Below are 16,635 nucleotides of genomic sequence, written 5' to 3' on the forward strand. Positions count from 1 at the left end.
CGCTTGGGTCCCCGCTTTCGCGGGGATGAGCGGGAGTTTGTGCATGACCGCCTCCGTCTTCGACCTCTTCAAACTCGGCGTCGGCCCGTCGAGCAGCCACACCATGGGGCCGATGACGGCCGCGGGGCTGTTCATCCGGCGGCTGCGCGAGGCCGGCACGCTGGCCGCCGTCGCCCGGGTCGAGACCAAGCTCTACGCCTCTCTGGCCCTGACCGGCCGGGGCCACGCCACCGACCGCGCCGTGATCCTGGGCCTGATGGGCTTCGTGCCCGCCGACCTGGATCCCGACGCCGGCGAGGCGGCCCTGCTGGAGACCCAGGCCACCCAGTCGCTAAGCCTGGGCGGCGACCACCCGATCGTCTTCGACGAGGCCCGCGACATCGTCTGGCTGGGCCACGAGCGCCTGCCGCAGCATCCTAACGGCCTGACCTTCACCGCCTTCGACAAGGCCGGCGAGACCCTTGCTGAACGCACCTATTTCTCGATCGGCGGCGGCTTCGTCCGCGACGAGCGAGAGATGGGCAGCAACGCTCCGCCCGAGGACGGCCCCGCCATCCCCTTCCCGTTCGAGAGCGGCGACGATCTGCTGCGGCGCGCCGAAACGGCGGGCCTGACCATCGCCGAGATCATGGCCGCCAACGAGCTGGCGCGAATGACCGAAGGGGAGATGAACGCCGGCCTCGACCGCATCTTCGAAGCCATGGAGGCCTGCATCGATCGGGGCATGCGCCAGGACGGCGTCCTGCCCGGCGGTCTGGCCGTCAAGCGCCGCGCCCGCCAGATCCATCAGACCATCCTGGGCCGGATGGAGCGCCAGATGAGCGACCCGCTGGCGGCCATGGACTTCGTCAACCTGTGGGCCATGGCGGTCAACGAGGAGAACGCCGCCGGTGGTCGCGTCGTCACCGCCCCGACCAACGGCGCGGCGGGCCTGGTCCCGGCCGTGCTGCGGTTCTTCGTGCGCTTCCACAAGGGGACGCCCGCGCAGATCCGCGTCTTCCTGCTGACCGCCGCCGCCATCGGCGCGCTCTACAAGCGCAACGCCTCGATCTCCGGCGCGGAAGTCGGCTGCCAGGGCGAGGTGGGCGTGGCCTGCTCGATGGCCGCCGCCGGTCTCGCGGCGGCGCTGGGGGGGACCAACGCCCAGATCGAGAATGCCGCCGAGATCGGCATGGAGCACAATCTGGGCCTCACCTGCGATCCGATCGGCGGGCTGGTGCAGATCCCCTGCATCGAACGCAACGCCATGGGGGCCATCAAGGCCATCGACGCCGCGCGCCTGGCATTGCTGGGCGACGGCCAGCACAGCGTGTCCCTCGACAAGGTCATCGCCACGATGAAGCGCACCGGCGAGGACATGAACGAGATCTACAAGGAGACCTCGATGGGCGGCCTGGCGGTGGGCCTCTCGGTCAACCGGGTGGAGTGCTGAGGTGAAGCGGCCGCGCGTGATCTGGTTCGCGGTCGCCTTCGCCATCGCGGCGACCGTGGCCATCGTTCCTACCGTCCGTGACTGGTTCACCGTCGACTCCTGCCTTGACGGGGGCGGCGCGTGGATCAAGCAGATCCGCAAGTGCTCGCACGACCAAGCCGAGATCGACCGCTACCGATCCTCGCGCTAACCTCCCTCTCAACAGGGAGAGACGCCCATGCCCGGCTCCATCACCCCGATGATCCACGTGCCCGACGTGCGGACGACGGCCGACTGGTATCGCGACCTCGGCTTCACCCTGATCGGCTTCCACAAGTGCGACGAGGTCTGGGACTGGGCGCGGCTGGGCCTGGGCGACAGCACCGTGATGTTCAACGCCGGCGGGCGCGCTTCCGACGCCCACCGCCGCGAGGTCGACCTCTACCTGACCCTCGACGAGGGCCTCGACGCCCTGTTCGAGACGCTGAAGGACAAGGTCGACGTCTTCCAGGCGCCGCACGACACCGAGTACGGCATGCGCGAGTTCATCATCCGGGACTGCAACCGCTTCTGGCTCACCTTTGGCCAATCGATCGTCGCCTGAACCCTCTCGACGACGCCGCGAAGTTCCCCTAGGTTCGCCGTGAACAGGAAGGGAACAAACATGGGCAAGGGCGTGATCCGGACGGGCATCGGCGGCTGGACGTTCGAACCCTGGCGTGGCGGTCCCTTCTATCCCGATGATCTCAAGCAGAAGGACGAGCTGAAATACGCCTCGTCCAAGCTGACCAGCATCGAGATCAACGGCACCTACTACTCGACCTTCAAGCCCAACAGCTGGCAGAAGTGGCGCGACGAGACGCCGGACGACTTCGTGTTCGCGGTCAAGGCCAGCCGTTTCTGCACCAACCGCAAGGTGCTCTCCGAGAACAACGACTCGCTCCAGAAATTCCTGTCCCAGGGCATGGAAGAGCTGGGCCCCAAGCTTGGTCCCATCAACTGGCAGTTCATGGCGACCAAGAAGTTCGACGCGGCTGATTTCGAGGGTTTCCTTAAATTGCTGCCAAAGGAGCTGAAGGGCCTGCCGCTGCGCCACGCGCTAGAAGTCCGCAGCCCGACCTTCGCGTGCCAGGAGTTCTACGACCTGGCCGCCAAGTACGGCGCGGCCATCGTCTATGCCGTCGATGACGAGGAGCCCACCTGGCCCTGCATCGACCAGCCGACAGCCGACTTCACCTATGCCCGGCTGATGTCCAGCAAGCCCGACGAGCCGACCGGCATGACCTCGGAAGAACTGGACGGGATCGCCGCCCAGACCTGGAAATGGGCCGAGCGCGGCGACGTGTTCGCCTACTTCATCGCCGGCGCGAAGGTGCGCAATCCGTCGGCGGCGATGGCGCTGATCGAGAAGCTGGAGAAGTAAGCCATCTCCGCTCCATCCGTGTCATCCCGGCCGTAGCGAAACGCAGAGCCCAGACCCAGGGTGAAACACCGTGCGCGCCGCCCTGGGTCCCGGATAGCCTCTACGAGGCTTCCGGGATGACACTCTCTATTGCGACTGTTCGGCCTTCTTCGGAAACCACGGCACGAACCCGCTCGTTCGCGCCACATAGTCGGCATAGCCCGGCTTGCTTTTCCGCATCCGGCCCTCGGTGGTCGGCACGCCGCTCCACTTGGTCAGCAGGACGGTGATCAGCACCGGCGCCGGCAAGCTCCAGGCGCCCAGGCCGGTCTCGGCCGCGATCAGGTAGAGGCCCCACCAGACGCAGGCGTCGCCGAAATAGTTCGGGTGGCGGGTATAGCGCCACAGACCCCGGTCCATGACCTTGCCGGCGTTGCTCGGATCAGCCTTGAAGCGGGTCAGTTGCGCGTCGCCGATCGTCTCGAACAGGATGCCGACGCCGGCGAGGCCCGCGCCCGCCCAGGCCAGGGCGCCGAGCGGTCCGGCCGACTGGCCCAGTTGCACCGGCAGGGCGACCAGGAAGCCCAGGGCGTATTGCAGCGAAAACACCAGTAGCAGCGCCGTCTTGGCGAAGCTCCAGCCACGATGCTTCTCGGCATGGGCGATCATCGAGACATAGCGCCGATCGGCCCCGTGCCTGCGCCAGCGCCAGAACAGATACCCGCCCAGCCGCGCCGCCCACAGGGTGCAGAGGCCGGTCAGCAGCAGGCCGTGCGGGGTCGGCGGCGCCTGGAGGAAGGTGCTCCAGGCCAGCAGCGCCATGCTGGGTCCCCACCAGGCGTCGATGAAGCTGACGTCCTTGATCCGCAGGCTGACGGCCCACAGCGCCAGGAAGGCGATGGCCGAGACGGCGGCGTTGACGGCGAGGACGGTGAGGATGGGCGGCATGTGGGGCCTTGAACGTGGGTCGCGGGAATTGATGAAAATCCTCCCCCCAGCGGGGGAGGTGTCGCCACAGGCGACGGAGGGGGAAGTTCTTGAAGCCTTGCCACTTCCCCCTCCGGCCCTTCGGGCCGCCTCCCCCAGCGGGGGAGGATTGAGACCTACGTCCCCACGACGAAACTCACCGTGGTCGTGGTCGATCCGCCGATGTTCAGCGTCTGCACCGTCTTCGCCCCCTCGACCTGATAGTCCCCGGCCTTCCCCGAGGTCTGTTTCCAGGCGTCCAGCAGCATCCGCGCGCCGGTGGCCCCGACGGGATGCCCCGCCCCGATCAGCCCGCCGGACGGGTTGATCGGCAGCTTGCCGCCGATGGCGATGTCGCCGTTCTCGACCGCCTTCCAGCTTTCGCCGGGCGCGGTCAGGCCCAGGTGGTCGATGGCCATGTATTCGGTGGCGGTGAAGCAGTCGTGGGTCTCGACCGCGTCTATGCCGGAGACGTCCGGCGCGATCCCGGCCCGCGCCCGGGCGTCCAGAATGGCGCGGCGCACCTGCGGGAAGACGTAGTCGGCGTCGCGGCTGGCCTCGACCTTGCGGGCGTAGCTGATCGGCGCCGACCGATGGCCCCAGCCCTTGATACGCGGAATGGTCTCCAGCGCGATCCCGCGCTTGTCGGCATAGGCCCGCGCCCGCTTCTCGGACGCCAGGAACACCACGGCGGTCCCATCAGTGACCTGGCCGCAGTCCTGCTTGCGCGTGCGGCCCTCGACCACCGGATTGGCGACCTCGTCGGCCGTGAAGGCCTCGGGGCCGAAGTTCCAGCCGCGCGTCTGGGCGTTGGGATTGCGCTTGCCGTTGGCGAAATTGACCTCGGCTATGCCCATCAGATGCTCGTAGTTCAGCCCGTAGCGCCGGTCGTACTCGTCGGCGAGGTCCGAAAAGGCGCGCGGCCACAGGAAGCGGGCGTCCTGGAATTCGTGACCGGCCCAGGCGGCGCTGCCCAGGTTCTCGGCGGCCTTCTGGCCGGGGACATTGCGCATCTGCTCGATGCCGACGACGCAGGCCAGGTCGTAGCGCCCGGCCTCGATCTCGGCGGTGGCGGCGAGGATGGCGACGCTGCCCGAGGCGCAGGCGGCTTCATGGCGCGCGGTCGGCAGGCCGTCGAAGGCGGGGTGGACCAGACCGAACATGCCGCCCAGCAGGCCCTGGCCCGCGAACAGCTCGGCGGCGAAGTTGCCGACATGGCCGGTCTCGACATCCTCGGGATCCAGGTCGACGGCGGCCAGCCCCTCGCCCACGGCCTGAGCGAAAGCGTCGGCCAAGTCCCGGCCCTCGCGGCTCCAGTTGGCGGCGAAATCGCTCTGCCAACCGCCCAGCACATAGACCATGCGCGACCTCCCCGACGGGCGTGTAAGTTCTAGTTAGTTCGATTATACAAGCGACGTTCGTCGAGTCCACGGCGTTGACACTTTCAGGCGAAGCGCCCCACCAAGCCGCATGGTCCCGCAGAAGGCCCCTTCCGAGACAAAGGCGGCGCTGGTCCGCCGCAGTTCAGCCGCCCGCGCGCTGAACCTGATCGGCGACCGCTGGACCCTGCTGACCCTCTACGCCGCCTTCATGGGCGTGAAGCGCTTCGACGGCTTCGTGGCGATGACCGGCGTCGCCCGCTCGCTGCTGACCGATCGCCTCAAGCGCCTGGAGGCCGGCGGCATATTGGAGCGCCGGCTCTATCAGGACCGCCCGCCACGCCATGAGTACCGGCTGACGCCGATGGGCCGCGACCTCTATGACTCGGCGCTGATGCTGCTGGGCTGGGAGATGCGCTGGCGCTTCGATCCGGACTGTCCCTCGCACGGCATCGTCCACGAACCCTGCGGCCAGCCGCTGAAGCCGGTCCTGGCCTGCAAGGCCTGTGGCGAGGCGGTGAAGGTGCGCGATATCGTCCTGACGCCGGGTCCCGGCGCTGGCCTGGAACCCGCCCCCCGCGCTCGCCACTCACGCCGCGCCAGCCATGACGATGTCGGCGGCGAAAGCCTGCATCCGATGCTGGAGCGCTCGATCGAGGTGCTGGGCGACCGCTGGACCGCCCACATCGTCGCCGCGGCCTTCTACGGCCTGCGACGCTTCAAGGATTTCCAGGCCGAGCTGAAGGTGGCCAGCAACATCCTGACCGATCGGCTCACCCGGCTGGTCGAACGCGGCATGCTGGAGCGGGTGCGCTACCAGGAGCGGCCGGAACGCTGGGAGTATCGGCTCACCAAGGAGGGCCGGGACATCTTCCCGCTGATCGCGGCGCTGATGGCATGGGGCGATCGCTGGTTGGCGGGAAGCGAGGGAAGTCCGGAAATCCTGACACACAGCTGCGGAGCGCGATTGGAGCCGGTCGTGCGGTGCGGGGCGTGCGGCGGGGAGGTCGATGTGGGGAATACGGCGGTCCCTGGGACCTGAAATCCTCCACCTAGCGGGGGAGGTGTCGCCGCAGGCGACGGAGGGGGAAGTCCTGCTGCCCTGCCCATTCCCCCACCGGTCGCTTCGCGACCACCTCCCCCGCTGGGGGGAGGATTAGAGCCACAGCCCCTCGTCCTCTCGCGCATCCCCCCAGAACCCCGGCTTCGGCGGCGTGATCCGGCCGCGCTCGACGCGCAGGCCGCCCGGATGATCCACCGCCAGCCACCACGGCCCATCCAGATCGGCGAAGTCGCACGCCCCCGCCAGATGCAAGGCCGGGGCGACGCCCAGCGACGAAGCGACCATGCAGCCGGTCATGACGTGGAAGCCCAGCGCCTTGGCCCCGCGCAGCATGGCCACGGCCTCGGTCAGGCCGCCGGTCTTGTCGAGCTTGAGGTTCACCGCCTGGTAGCGGCCGCGCAGCGCCGCGAGGTCGCCGCCGACATGGACGGACTCATCGGCGCAGACCGTGAACGGCGGATCCCAGCCCTCCAGTTCATCATCGGCGTCGGCCGGCAACGGCTGTTCCACCAGGGCGATGGGCAGGTCAGCCAGCAGGGGCTTGAGGTCCTTGAGGATCGCGAAGGTCCAACCCTCGTTGGGGTCGACGATGAAGCGGGAATTCGGCGCGGCGGCCGCCACCGCGCGCAGGCGGCCCGCCGGGTCCTCGGCCGAGAGCTTGATCTTGATCAGCGGCGCGTCCGCGACAGCGCCGGCGGCCAGCGCCATGGCTTCAGGCGTGTCCAGGCTGACCGTGACGGCGGTGACCAGGGCGGGGGGAACAGGCAAGCCCGTGGCCTCTGCGACACCGACGCCCGTACGCTTGGCGCGCAGGTCCCAGAGCGCCAGATCGAGCGCGTTGCGCGCCGCGCCGGGCGGCAGGGCTCGACAAGCCACCTCCGGGTCGGGAGCGGTCAGGACCGGCGCCAGCTGCGCCAGCACGCTGTCGACCGTCTCACCATAGCGGCCATAGGGGACGCTCTCGCCGCGACCGACATGGCCGTCAGCCCCTGCGATCACCTCGACCACATCGGCAGCGGTCTTGACCCCGCGCGAGATGCGGAACGGGGCCTTCAGCGGATGCGAGACCCAGCGGGCGGAGACGGCGATCGACATGGCCAAGGCATGCCGCGTTTCGCGAAATCCGACTAGCCCCCGACTACCAGCCCCAGTGGCGGGGAATGGGCGAGTCGGCGCGGCGCTCGGCCATCACCTTCAGGGCCAGGGGACGGTCGACGACGAACAGGGCCAGCCAGACCAGCAGCACGCCGGCATAGTGGATCGCGCCCAACACCCCGCCCGGACGGCCGGGACGCACGAAGCGGCGAGCGGTGGAACGGCGCGGCGCGGCGAACGGCTGGGTCATGGCGAGATCGGTCATGTCGGGCCCTTGGGTGAAGGAGGCTCATCTGATGAAAGCGACCTTGGCCGTGCCATGCGCCAGAATCGGACGTATAGAACCGCATGACCCCCGGCCGCGTTTCGCCGGTGAGCTTCTCGAAGGATCGCCCATGGCCAAGACCGTCAGCATCAACATCCCCCACCAGCTGGGCGCGGCCGAGGCCAAGCGTCGCCTTGAAGGCGGCCTGTCGCAGATGGCCGGCCAGATCCCCGGGGGCGACGCCAGCCGTTTCTCGCAGAGCTGGGCCGGCGACGTGCTGAACTTCTCGGCCGTGGCCATGGGCTCGACCATCACCGGCGTCGTCCAGGTGCTGGAGGATCATGCCCGGCTCGACCTCAGCCTGCCCGGCCTGCTGGGCATGGCGGCGGGCAAGATCAAGGACGAGCTGACGCGTCGCGGCCAGACGCTGCTGAAGTAGGCTAGACCGCCGCCAGCTCCATCTTCGCCACCCGCTCGGGATCGCCGACGGCCGAGATCGCCACGATCCGGCCGTTCTCGACCTTGATGTCGATCACCAGCATCAGCTTGCCCAGCGGTGCCACCACCGCGCCGATGACCCCGTCGATGAGCGCGCTGCGGGCGGCCTTGGCGAGACCGTCGTAGTAGGCCGCCACCGCTTCGTTGCCGACCAGGTCCTTGGCTTGGCCGCGCCCGGCGACGGCGTCGGCGTGGAAGACGACGTTCGGGTCCAGGATCGCCATCAGCCCCGCCAGGTCCCCCGTGCGCGAGGCGGTCAGGAAGGCGTCGACCACGCTCTTCTGGGCGCTCTGGGCCGCGTCCAGCGGCGCCTCGCCACCGCGCACCCGGCGGCGGGCCCGGCTGGCCAGCTGGCGGGCGGCGTCGGGCGTGCGCTCGACGATCGGGGCGATCTGCTCGAACGGCATGTCGAAGAGGTCGTGCAGCACGAAGGCGATCCGCTCGGCCGGGCTCAGGGCCTGCAGCACGACCAGCAGGGCCAGGCCCACGGAGTCGGCCAGGATGGTCTCGCGCTCGATGGCGTCCTCGCCGCTGACCGAAGGTTCGGGACCGCCCTCCAGCAGGGCGTCCTCGCGGCGCGACTTCTTGGCCCGCAGCATATCCAGGCACACGCGCGAGGTTACGGTGGTCAGCCAGGCCGAGAGGTTGTCGACGCCGCTGGTGTCGGCCCGCGACAGCCGCAGCCAGGCCTCCTGCACCGCGTCCTCCGCCTCGGGCAACGAGCCCAGCATGCGATAGGCCACCCCGCGCAGCCGGCCCCGGTCGGCCTCGAAACGGTCGGCCAGAAAATTATTCTCGGACATCGGTCACATCGCTCCGTCGGGCTTCGTCACACCTTCGACGAACGCAAACCGCCGGATGTGACCGGCGACGGGCGTCGAGACGAAACAAACCTCAAGGAGCCTCCCATGCAAGCCCGCATGACCCAGCCCGCCTTCCTGATCCCCGACGCCATGAAGGCGCTGATCGCCCTGAGCAAGTCCGCCCATGTCGAGGGCGTGCCAGAGACCCTGCACGAGCTGCTGCACCTGCGCGTCAGCCAGATTAATGGCTGTGGCGTCTGCCTGGAGATGCACGCCCGCGCCGCCGCGAAGGCCGGCGAGAGTCCCGAGCGACTGGCCACCGTCGCCGGCTGGCGCGACACGCCCTACTTCACCGACGCCGAGCGCGCCGCCCTGGCGCTCGCCGAGGCCGTGACCCGCGTGGCTGACAAGGCCGACCCGGTGCCGGACGACGTCTGGAACGAGGCCGCTCGTCACTATGATGAGAAGGCCCTGGCCGGGCTGCTGCTGACGATCTCGGCGATCAATGTCTGGAACCGCCTGAACGCGGCGACGCGCCAGGTGGCGGCAAGCCTGGGGGTTTAGGGTTCGCTTGCGCCCAAACCAAACCCTGCCTCCCTAGGCCTTGTGCCTAGGGCCCAGGGCGCGGCTTGGTCGTGAGGTGGAATGGGGCGCGGACCATCTGGAGCGCGCCCCCCTAGACTCAGGAACACGGAACAATGGGTCCTAGGCACAAGGCCTAGGAAGGCGGGATTTGACGAACTGTAGGGCCTGCAGCGCCCCTACAGCCGCCTAGAGTCGTAATCGTGCCGCCCCAGGCTCTCGAAGCGGCCTTCCTCGGCCTTGTTGATGTACTGCGCGGCGACCAGCCAGCTCTTCACGGGCCGCAGCGTCGCCAGGCAGCCGAGGATCAGAGCCGGGAAGACGGTCACGAAATGCACCCAGATCGGCGGGTGAAAGGCGACCTCCACCCAGGCGAACACCGCCGTGATCAGGATGCCGATCCCGCTCATCACGAAGAACGCCGGGCCGTCGGCCGGGTCGGCGAAACCGAAGTCCAGGCCGCAGCGATCGCAAGACGGCGCCAAGGTCAGAAAGCCCCGGAAGAGCTTGCCCTCGCCGCATCGCGGGCAACAGCACTTCAGGCCCGCCTCGATGGGCGTCGGGGAGTCGTAGGTCTGTTGGTCGGTCATCGAAGACCCCTTCCTACAATCGCAGGATTGATCCATACATTGTGTCGATAATGTATGGATATCGCTCGATGCCCGCAACTAAGGGATCACCGAATCCGGCGGCCACCTGGCTGAAACGCCTGGAGGCCCTGGAGGGCCCCGCCTACCGCCGGATCGCCCAGGCCCTGGAGGCCGCGGTCGCCGAGGGCGAACTGCAGGCCGGCGACCAGATCCCGGCCCAGCGGGAGGTAGCGCGCCTGGTGGGCGTGGATTTCACCACCGTCACCCGCGCCTACGCCCTGGCCCGCGAGCGCGGCCTGATCGAGGGCGCGACGGGTCGCGGCACCTTCATCCGCTCACGGATGAACGAGGACGAAGCGGGCCTCGTCGACCTGTCGATGAACCTGCCGCCCCCGCCGGCGGGGCTGAACCTGGCCGCCCTGCTGCGCGAGACCACGGGCGCGATCCTGGCGCGCACCGATCCGGCGACTCTGATGGCCTACCATCCCGGGGCCGGCTCCCTGGCCCAGCGGACGGCGGGCGCGGCCTGGCTTGCCCCCGTGCTGGGCGAGATCGGGCCGGAGAGGATGATCGTGGCCAGCGGGGCCCAGACGGCGCTGTCGGCCCTGCTGGACCACTTGGCCGCGCCCGGTGACACGATCCTGGCCGAGACCTTCGCCTATCCCGGCCTGTTGGCGACAGCCGCGCGACGGGGCCTCAAGGTCATCGCCTGTCCACTGGACGATCAGGGGCTGGAGCCTGAGGCCCTGGGGCGGCTGATCGCCGAGCATCGCCCGCGCCTGCTGTGCTGCACCCCGACTTTCCAGAACCCGACGGCGGCGACGATGGGCCTCGCGCGGCGCGAGGCGATCGTCGGCGTCGCCCGCGCGGCCGAGGTCACCATCGTCGAGGACGACGCCTACGGCCTGCTGCCGGCCTCGCCCCTGCCCGCCCTGGCCAGCCTGTGGCCGGAGGGGGTGTTCCATATCGCCACCACCGCCAAGGCGCTCTCGCCCGGCCTGCGCCTGGCCTATGTCATCGCGCCGCCGGGACGCGCGGACGGCTTGGCGGCGACCCTGCACGCCATCGCCCAGATGCCGGCGCCGCTGATGGCGGCCGTGGTCACGAGCTGGATCCGAGACGGCGTCGCCGCGAAGGTTCTGGCGGGCGTGCGAGAGGAAGCCGTGGCGCGCCGGACCTTGGCGGCGGAGCTGTTGCCGGCGGCGGTGGGCGGAGCGGAGAGCCTGCACGTCTGGCTGCCGGGCGCCGTGGTCGGCGCGGCGGCGCGGGAGCGGGGCCTGGCGCTGGTCGGCGCCGAGGCGTTCCGGGCGCCGGGCGCGGTCGGAGAGGGCCTGCGGATATCGCTGGGCGCGGCGGGAAAGCGGGGGACGTTGGCGCGGGGGCTAAGGCAGCTGACCGCGCTCATCCCGGCCTAGAACTCCGCGTCGTCGTCCTCACCGGCGTCGTCTTCACCCTCGCCGCCCATGGCGTTCTCGAGGCTGTCGATGATGTCGTCCATCTGGTCGGCGGTGATCGAGACGTAGAGCGACTCGCCGCCGATGGCCGAGACCAGCAGGCGGTAGCCGTCCTCGGTCTCCTGCAGGCTGAACGATTGGAGCGGCAGGAGCTTGGCCATGGGGAGTCCTTCCCGGGAAATCGAGGCGCTCATCTAGAGGACCGTGGCCCCTATTTCAACGCGCCCCGGCGGAGCATGGCCACATGGGTGGCGATCAGGCGCTCGCGATCGATCCACGGGAACTCCGGCCGGGCGATCAGCAGCGAGACCAGGCCGTGCAGCCCGGCCCACAGCGACTGGGTCGCGGCCATGACGTCGCCCTCGACCGTCGTCCCCTGGGCGTGCAGCTCGCCGACCATCTCGACGAACACCGCGAAGACCTCCTTGCCGGCGATCATCGGCTTGTGGCCGGTCTTCTCCAGGAACGAGCCGTCGATGCTCTTCTCCAGCATGAAGGCCACGCGGTAGGCGTCGGGATGGTCGAGGCCGAAGTCGATATAGACCCGCAGGCAGCGCTCGAAGTTCTCCGGCGTCGGAGTGTAGCCGACACGCGCGGCCGCCATCCGCTGGCCCAGGATCGCGAAGGCCCGCACGCACAGCTCGGCGGCGATGTCGTCCTTGGTGGTGAAATAGGCGTAGAGGGCCGGCTGCGAGATGCCGGCGATCTCGGCGATCTGGCGGGTCGAGACCGCGTGGACGCCCTTCTGGCTGAACAGGGTCAGGGCGGCGTCGAGGATTTCCTCGCGACGCTCGGCCCCCTGCCCCTTGGGCTTGCGCGGCGAGCGGGTCTTGGGCGGCCGGATGGCGGGAGACTTCATCGAAACGTCCTTGGCGCCGCCTTGCCTGCTTGACAAGGCAGCATTATCAATCAGTGATAACTTATCACTGATTGATTTGGAACAGCGTATGTGGCGAACCCCGCTCCCTCCCCTGGCGGTGTTGCTCCTGGCGGCGAGCTTGAGCGCCTGTGGCGGAAAGCCCAAGGCCGATGAGCCGGTCCCGCCGACTCCGGTCGAGGCCGCGCGCGTCGCCGCCCCCGGCGCGTCCGGATCAGTGACCGGCGCCGGGACGCTGGAGCGCCGCCGCGAGATGGCGTTGTCGTTCCGGATTCCCGGCGTCCTGACCTCCATGCGGGTCGAGGCCGGCGACAGCATCCGCGCGGGCCAGGCCATCGCCTCGATCGATCCGGCCGGGGTCGACGCCCGCCAACAGCAAACCGCCGCCGACCTTGAGCGCGCCCGCCGCGACGTCGAGCGCGACAAGACCCTGTTCGACAAGGGCTATGTCAGCCGCCAACGCATCGACGATCGCCAGAGCGCGATGAAGGCCGCCCAGGCCGCCTATGACGCCGCCCGCTTCGACCGCCGCTGGGCCAGCCTGGTCTCGCCGGTCTCGGGCGTGGTGCTGGAGCGCCGCGCCCAGGCCGGCGAGGTCGTGGGGGCCGGCCAGGTGGTGGCCCGCGTGGCCGACCTTTCCAGTCCGCTGGTCCTGCGTCTGCCGCTGGCCGCGCGCGAGGCGTCGAAGGTTCGTGTCGGCGACGCCGCCCAGATCACAGTCGAGGATCTCGGAGGCCAGGCCCTGTCCGGCCAGGTCACCCGCGTCGGCGAGGCCGCCGACACCCGCACCGGCGCCATCGCCGTCGAGATCGAGCTCGCCAGTCCGCCCGCCGCCCTGCGCAGCGGCCAGGTCGCCCATGCCAGCCTTCAGGTTCGGGCCTCACAAGGCGGAACCACCGCCTATGCCCGCATCCCCGCCGAGGCGGTGCTGGAAGCCAATGGCCAGCGCGCCTTCGTCTTCCGGTTCGACGGCGGCAGGGCCAAGCGGACGGCCGTGGGCTTCGGCGGTTTCGATGGCGACGACGCCCTGGTCTCGGGCCTGCCCGACGGCGCCCAGGTGATCACGGCCGGGGCCGGCTTCGTCGCCGACGGCGAGGCCGTGCGGGTCATCGATCCCACCCGCCTCGACGCCTCCAAGGGTCGCTAGGCCGTGAAGTTCGATCTCGCGACCTTCGCCGTCCGCCGCTGGCAGTTCACCCTCGTCGCCTTCGGCCTGCTGATCATGCTGGGGATCAACGCCTTCACCGGCGTGCCGCGCTCGGAAGATCCGCACTTCCCGGTGCCGATCGTGGTGATCCACGCCGTCCTGCCGGGGGCCGAGCCCTCTGAGATGGAACAGCTGGTCGTCGACCCGATCGAGGACGCCGTCGACGGCCTCGACAATATCGACAAGGTCGAGTCGACCGCCTTGGACGGCGCGGCGGTGATCCGCGTCCACTTCACCTGGGACGTTGATCCCGAGCGCAAGTACGATCAGGTCGTCCGCGAGGTGAACGCCATTCGCGGCAACCTGCCCGCCGGCCTGGCGCGGCTCGAACTGGAGCGCGTGCGCACCACCGAGGTGGCGATCGTCCAAGTCGCCCTGACCTCCGACATCATGCCCATGCGCCGGCTGGAAAAGACCGCCGACCGCCTGCGGGAGCGCCTCGACCGCGTGCCCGGCGTACGCGAGGCCAAGTACTGGGGCGCGCCGGCCTCCGAGGTGCAGATCACCCTGGACCTGGCCCGCCTGTCGGCCTTGAAGCTGCCCGCCACGGCCGTCGCCGACGCCCTGCGCCAAGCCGGCGCCGAGGCCCCGATCGGCGCTGTCCAAGCCGGAGAGCGGCGCTTCAACGTCAAGTCCGGCGGGGCCTTCCGATCGCTGGAGACTATCGCCGACACGCCCGTCCGCTCGATCGGCGGCCAGGTCACCCGCGTCCGCGACGTCGCCACCGTGGCCTGGGCCCAGGCCGAGCCCACGCACCTGACGCGCTTCAACGGCAAGCGCGCCGTGTTCGTCACCGTCAACCAGAAGGACGGCCAGGACGTCGCCAAGATCACCCAGGGCGTCCAGAAGGTGCTGGACGACTATGAGAAGACCCTGCCGGCCGGGGTGAAGCTGGAGCGCGGCTTCGTCCAGGCGCAGAACGTCAAGCACCGGCTGAACAACCTGGTTCGCGACTTCGGCATCGCCCTGGCCCTCGTCTTGATCACCCTGCTGCCGCTGGGGACGCGCGCCGGTTTCGTGGTGATGGTCTCGATCCCGCTCAGCCTGCTGATCGGCCTGACCATGCTGCAGGCGTTCGGCTTCACCCTGAACCAGCTGTCGATCGCCGGCTTCGTGCTGGCCCTGGGCCTGCTGGTCGACGACAGCATCGTCATCACCGAGAACATCGCCCGCCGCGTGCGTGAGGGGGAGGACAGGGTCGAGGCGGCGATCAACGGCACGCGCCAGATCAGCCTGGCCGTGCTGGGCTGCACCGCGACCCTGATGCTGGCCTTCCTGCCGCTGATGGCCCTGCCGGCCGGCTCGGGCGCCTACATCAAGTCGCTGCCGGTGACGGTGCTGTGCACCATCGCGGCCTCGCTGCTGGTCTCGATGACCATCATCCCGTTCCTGGCCAGCCGTCTGCTGGACAAGCATTCCGACCCCGAGGGCAACGCCCTGCTGCGGGCGGTCAATGACGGTATCCACCGCTTCTACCGGCCGGTGCTGCACCGGGCCCTGGCGCGGCCGTGGCTGACCCTGGCGATCCTGCTGGCCATCTGCCTGACCACCCTCCCGCTGGTGAAGCTGATCGGCTCGAGCCTGTTCCCGCAGGCCGAGACCCCGCAGTTCCTGATCCGCATCGAGACCCCCGACGGTTCGTCCCTGGCCCGCACCGACCGGGCGCTGCGCTATGTCGAGCAAAGGGTGAAGGCCGAGCCGGACGTGGTCTGGGAAGCCGCCAATCTGGGCCGCGGCAATCCGCAGATCTTCTACAACCGCTCGCAACGTGAGAGCTCCACGACCTTCGCCGAGGTGTTCGTCAGCCTGAAACGCTGGGAGCCGGGCAAGAGCGATGCGGTGCTGGACGGGCTGCGGCGCGACTTCGCCAGGTTCCCCGGCGCGCGGATCAGCGTCGTCACCTTCGAGAACGGCCCGCCGATCGACGCGCCCGTCGCCGTCCGTCTGACCGGCCAGAACCTCGAGGTCCTCAAGGCCCTGGCCGCCCGGGCAGAGGCGATCCTCAAGGCCACGCCCGGCACGCGCGACGTCACCAATCCGATCCGCCTGGACCGCACCGATCTCGACCTCGGCGTCGACGAGGCCAAGGCCGCCGCTCTGGGTGTTCCTGCGGGAGCGCCTCGCCGCATCGCCCGCCTGGCGCTGTCGGGCGAGGAGACCGCCCGCTTCCGCGACCCGGACGGCGACGACTACGCGGTCAAGGTGCGGCTGCCGACGGCCCAGGTCGACGGGGCGGCGCGCAATCCGCTCTCGGCCCTCAAGGGCGTCTATGTCCCGACCGCCGACGGCCTGGCCGCGCCGCTCGACGCCATCGCCACACCCAGGCTGAAGTCCAGCCCCTCGCGCATCGATCGCTTCGACCGCGAGCGGACGGTGACGATCAGCGCCTATGTCACGACGGGCTTCCTGGCCTCGGGCGTGACCCGGGACCTGGTGGCGCGGCTGGACAAGGAGCTGCCGCTACCTCCCGGCTATCGCCTGTCGCTGGGCGGCGAGGCCGAGGCGGCGTCGGAGAGCTTCGCGGGGCTGGGCGCGGCGGTGCTGGTGGCGGTGTTCGGGATCCTGGCGGTGCTGGTGCTGGAGTTCCAGAAGTTCAAGACCGCCCTGGTCGTCGCCGGCATCATCCCGTTCGGGGTGTTCGGCGCCGTGCTGGCTCTGGCCCTGACCGGCTACTCGCTGTCGTTCACGGCGACGATCGGGGTGATCGCGCTGATCGGCATCGAGATCAAGAACTCGATCCTGCTGGTGGACTTCACCGAGCAGTTGCGCCGCGAAGGCATGAACCTGCACGACGCCATCGAGAAGGCCGGCGAGGTGCGGTTCCTGCCGGTGCTGCTGACCTCCGTCACCGCGATCGGCGGCCTGTTGCCGTTGGCCGTCGAGCGCTCGGGCCTCTACTCGCCGCTGGCCATCGCCATCATCGGCGGGCTGATCACCAGCACCCTGCTGAGCCGGGTGGCGACGCCGGTGATGTACTGGCTGACGGCGCGGGGGAAGGCGGAGGTCGCTTAGGCTGACGAAGATCCTCCCCTTTCGGGGGAGG

At 69.5% G+C, this 16,635-nt stretch carries 18 protein-coding genes; 10 read left to right on the forward strand and 8 right to left on the reverse strand.

Annotated features, from left to right (window positions below; genetic code table 11):
* Positions 1-43: 43 nt before the first annotated feature.
* From AC1RRV_RS20915 to AC1RRV_RS20930, 4 genes are read left to right on the forward strand one after another with little or no spacing between them, the layout of a single operon-like run.
* Complete coding sequence (locus tag AC1RRV_RS20915; RefSeq protein ID WP_492861576.1) at positions 44-1,432, forward strand: L-serine ammonia-lyase; 1,389 nt, start codon at positions 44-46, stop codon at positions 1,430-1,432.
* A gap of 1 nt (position 1,433) precedes the next feature.
* Entirely contained in the window at positions 1,434-1,622 is a 189-nt protein-coding gene (locus AC1RRV_RS20920; protein WP_492861577.1) for a hypothetical protein, read from the forward strand.
* A gap of 27 nt (positions 1,623-1,649) precedes the next feature.
* Entirely contained in the window at positions 1,650-2,015 is a 366-nt protein-coding gene (locus AC1RRV_RS20925; protein ID WP_492861578.1) for a VOC family protein, read from the forward strand.
* 60 nt (positions 2,016-2,075) lie between these two features.
* Positions 2,076-2,834, forward strand: a complete 759-nt coding sequence (locus AC1RRV_RS20930) for a DUF72 domain-containing protein (RefSeq protein WP_492861579.1) — start codon at positions 2,076-2,078, stop codon at positions 2,832-2,834.
* A gap of 126 nt (positions 2,835-2,960) precedes the next feature.
* On the opposite strand, the gene AC1RRV_RS20935 is transcribed toward AC1RRV_RS20930, so the two are convergent.
* Both AC1RRV_RS20935 and AC1RRV_RS20940 read right to left on the reverse strand, forming a co-directional pair.
* Positions 2,961-3,761 carry a DUF1295 domain-containing protein gene (locus tag AC1RRV_RS20935; protein ID WP_492861580.1) on the reverse strand — a complete coding sequence of 267 codons (801 nt, stop codon included), beginning with the start codon at positions 3,759-3,761 and terminating at the stop codon, positions 2,961-2,963.
* Between the two features lie 155 nt (positions 3,762-3,916).
* Positions 3,917-5,140 (reverse strand): acetyl-CoA acetyltransferase, encoded by a 1,224-nt coding sequence (locus AC1RRV_RS20940; RefSeq protein WP_492861581.1) that lies wholly within the window; start codon positions 5,138-5,140, stop codon positions 3,917-3,919.
* 109 nt (positions 5,141-5,249) lie between these two features.
* On the opposite strand from AC1RRV_RS20940, the gene AC1RRV_RS20945 reads away from it, so the two are divergent.
* Positions 5,250-6,200, forward strand: coding sequence for a winged helix-turn-helix transcriptional regulator (locus AC1RRV_RS20945; protein ID WP_492861582.1), 951 nt, complete (start codon positions 5,250-5,252; stop codon positions 6,198-6,200).
* Between the two features lie 114 nt (positions 6,201-6,314).
* On the opposite strand, the gene AC1RRV_RS20950 is transcribed toward AC1RRV_RS20945, so the two are convergent.
* Complete coding sequence (locus AC1RRV_RS20950; protein ID WP_492861583.1) at positions 6,315-7,316, reverse strand: dipeptide epimerase; 1,002 nt, start codon at positions 7,314-7,316, stop codon at positions 6,315-6,317.
* Between the two features lie 43 nt (positions 7,317-7,359).
* Positions 7,360-7,581, reverse strand: coding sequence for a DNA damage-induced SOS-independent cell division inhibitor A (didA, locus tag AC1RRV_RS20955; protein WP_492861584.1), 222 nt, complete (start codon positions 7,579-7,581; stop codon positions 7,360-7,362).
* A gap of 130 nt (positions 7,582-7,711) precedes the next feature.
* On the opposite strand from didA, the gene AC1RRV_RS20960 reads away from it, so the two are divergent.
* The gene (locus AC1RRV_RS20960) at positions 7,712-8,020 is read left to right on the forward strand and encodes a polyhydroxyalkanoic acid system family protein (RefSeq protein WP_492861585.1); all 309 of its coding nucleotides are present in this window, start codon (positions 7,712-7,714) and stop codon (positions 8,018-8,020) included.
* Position 8,021: 1 nt separating this feature from the next.
* Here the strand turns inward: AC1RRV_RS20960 and AC1RRV_RS20965 are convergent, their stop codons facing one another.
* Positions 8,022-8,882, reverse strand: coding sequence for a sigma-70 family RNA polymerase sigma factor (locus AC1RRV_RS20965; protein WP_492861586.1), 861 nt, complete (start codon positions 8,880-8,882; stop codon positions 8,022-8,024).
* Between the two features lie 105 nt (positions 8,883-8,987).
* On the opposite strand from AC1RRV_RS20965, the gene AC1RRV_RS20970 reads away from it, so the two are divergent.
* Positions 8,988-9,446: a carboxymuconolactone decarboxylase family protein gene (locus AC1RRV_RS20970; RefSeq protein WP_492861587.1), complete on the forward strand. Its 459-nt coding sequence runs from the start codon at positions 8,988-8,990 to the stop codon at positions 9,444-9,446.
* 197 nt (positions 9,447-9,643) lie between these two features.
* Here the strand turns inward: AC1RRV_RS20970 and AC1RRV_RS20975 are convergent, their stop codons facing one another.
* On the reverse strand, positions 9,644-10,054 hold the full coding sequence (locus AC1RRV_RS20975) for a DUF983 domain-containing protein (protein WP_492861588.1): 411 nt from the start codon (positions 10,052-10,054) through the stop codon (positions 9,644-9,646).
* 50 nt (positions 10,055-10,104) lie between these two features.
* On the opposite strand from AC1RRV_RS20975, the gene AC1RRV_RS20980 reads away from it, so the two are divergent.
* Positions 10,105-11,469: an aminotransferase-like domain-containing protein gene (locus AC1RRV_RS20980; protein WP_492861589.1), complete on the forward strand. Its 1,365-nt coding sequence runs from the start codon at positions 10,105-10,107 to the stop codon at positions 11,467-11,469.
* Here AC1RRV_RS20980 and AC1RRV_RS20985 read toward each other — a convergent pair.
* Both AC1RRV_RS20985 and AC1RRV_RS20990 read right to left on the reverse strand, forming a co-directional pair.
* Positions 11,466-11,669, reverse strand: coding sequence for a hypothetical protein (locus tag AC1RRV_RS20985; RefSeq protein ID WP_492861590.1), 204 nt, complete (start codon positions 11,667-11,669; stop codon positions 11,466-11,468). The genes AC1RRV_RS20980 and AC1RRV_RS20985 overlap by 4 nt on opposite strands.
* Before the next feature lie 50 nt (positions 11,670-11,719).
* The gene (locus AC1RRV_RS20990) at positions 11,720-12,352 is read right to left on the reverse strand and encodes a TetR/AcrR family transcriptional regulator (protein WP_492861681.1); all 633 of its coding nucleotides are present in this window, start codon (positions 12,350-12,352) and stop codon (positions 11,720-11,722) included.
* A gap of 91 nt (positions 12,353-12,443) precedes the next feature.
* Between AC1RRV_RS20990 and AC1RRV_RS20995 the strand changes: the two genes are divergently transcribed.
* The gene (locus AC1RRV_RS20995) at positions 12,444-13,532 is read left to right on the forward strand and encodes an efflux RND transporter periplasmic adaptor subunit (protein ID WP_492861591.1); all 1,089 of its coding nucleotides are present in this window, start codon (positions 12,444-12,446) and stop codon (positions 13,530-13,532) included.
* 3 nt (positions 13,533-13,535) lie between these two features.
* Entirely contained in the window at positions 13,536-16,604 is a 3,069-nt protein-coding gene (locus AC1RRV_RS21000) for an efflux RND transporter permease subunit (RefSeq protein ID WP_492861592.1), read from the forward strand.
* Positions 16,605-16,635 lie beyond the last annotated feature (31 nt).

It is taken from the genome of Caulobacter sp. GW821-FHT11E10, assembly GCF_058808375.1.

Coding starts and splice junctions, on each gene's coding strand:
- AC1RRV_RS20930 (WP_492861579.1), top strand. CDS start 2,076: ATGGGCAAGGGCGTGATCCGGACGGGCATCGGCGGCTGGACGTTCGAA.
- AC1RRV_RS20985 (WP_492861590.1), bottom strand. CDS start 11,669: ATGGCCAAGCTCCTGCCGCTCCAATCGTTCAGCCTGCAGGAGACCGAG.
- AC1RRV_RS20960 (WP_492861585.1), top strand. CDS start 7,712: ATGGCCAAGACCGTCAGCATCAACATCCCCCACCAGCTGGGCGCGGCC.
- AC1RRV_RS20925 (WP_492861578.1), top strand. CDS start 1,650: ATGCCCGGCTCCATCACCCCGATGATCCACGTGCCCGACGTGCGGACG.
- didA (WP_492861584.1), bottom strand. CDS start 7,581: ATGACCGATCTCGCCATGACCCAGCCGTTCGCCGCGCCGCGCCGTTCC.
- AC1RRV_RS20980 (WP_492861589.1), top strand. CDS start 10,105: ATGTATGGATATCGCTCGATGCCCGCAACTAAGGGATCACCGAATCCG.
- AC1RRV_RS20950 (WP_492861583.1), bottom strand. CDS start 7,316: ATGTCGATCGCCGTCTCCGCCCGCTGGGTCTCGCATCCGCTGAAGGCC.
- AC1RRV_RS20940 (WP_492861581.1), bottom strand. CDS start 5,140: ATGGTCTATGTGCTGGGCGGTTGGCAGAGCGATTTCGCCGCCAACTGG.
- AC1RRV_RS20965 (WP_492861586.1), bottom strand. CDS start 8,882: ATGTCCGAGAATAATTTTCTGGCCGACCGTTTCGAGGCCGACCGGGGC.
- AC1RRV_RS20970 (WP_492861587.1), top strand. CDS start 8,988: ATGCAAGCCCGCATGACCCAGCCCGCCTTCCTGATCCCCGACGCCATG.
- AC1RRV_RS20915 (WP_492861576.1), top strand. CDS start 44: ATGACCGCCTCCGTCTTCGACCTCTTCAAACTCGGCGTCGGCCCGTCG.
- AC1RRV_RS20975 (WP_492861588.1), bottom strand. CDS start 10,054: ATGACCGACCAACAGACCTACGACTCCCCGACGCCCATCGAGGCGGGC.
- AC1RRV_RS20945 (WP_492861582.1), top strand. CDS start 5,250: ATGGTCCCGCAGAAGGCCCCTTCCGAGACAAAGGCGGCGCTGGTCCGC.
- AC1RRV_RS20935 (WP_492861580.1), bottom strand. CDS start 3,761: ATGCCGCCCATCCTCACCGTCCTCGCCGTCAACGCCGCCGTCTCGGCC.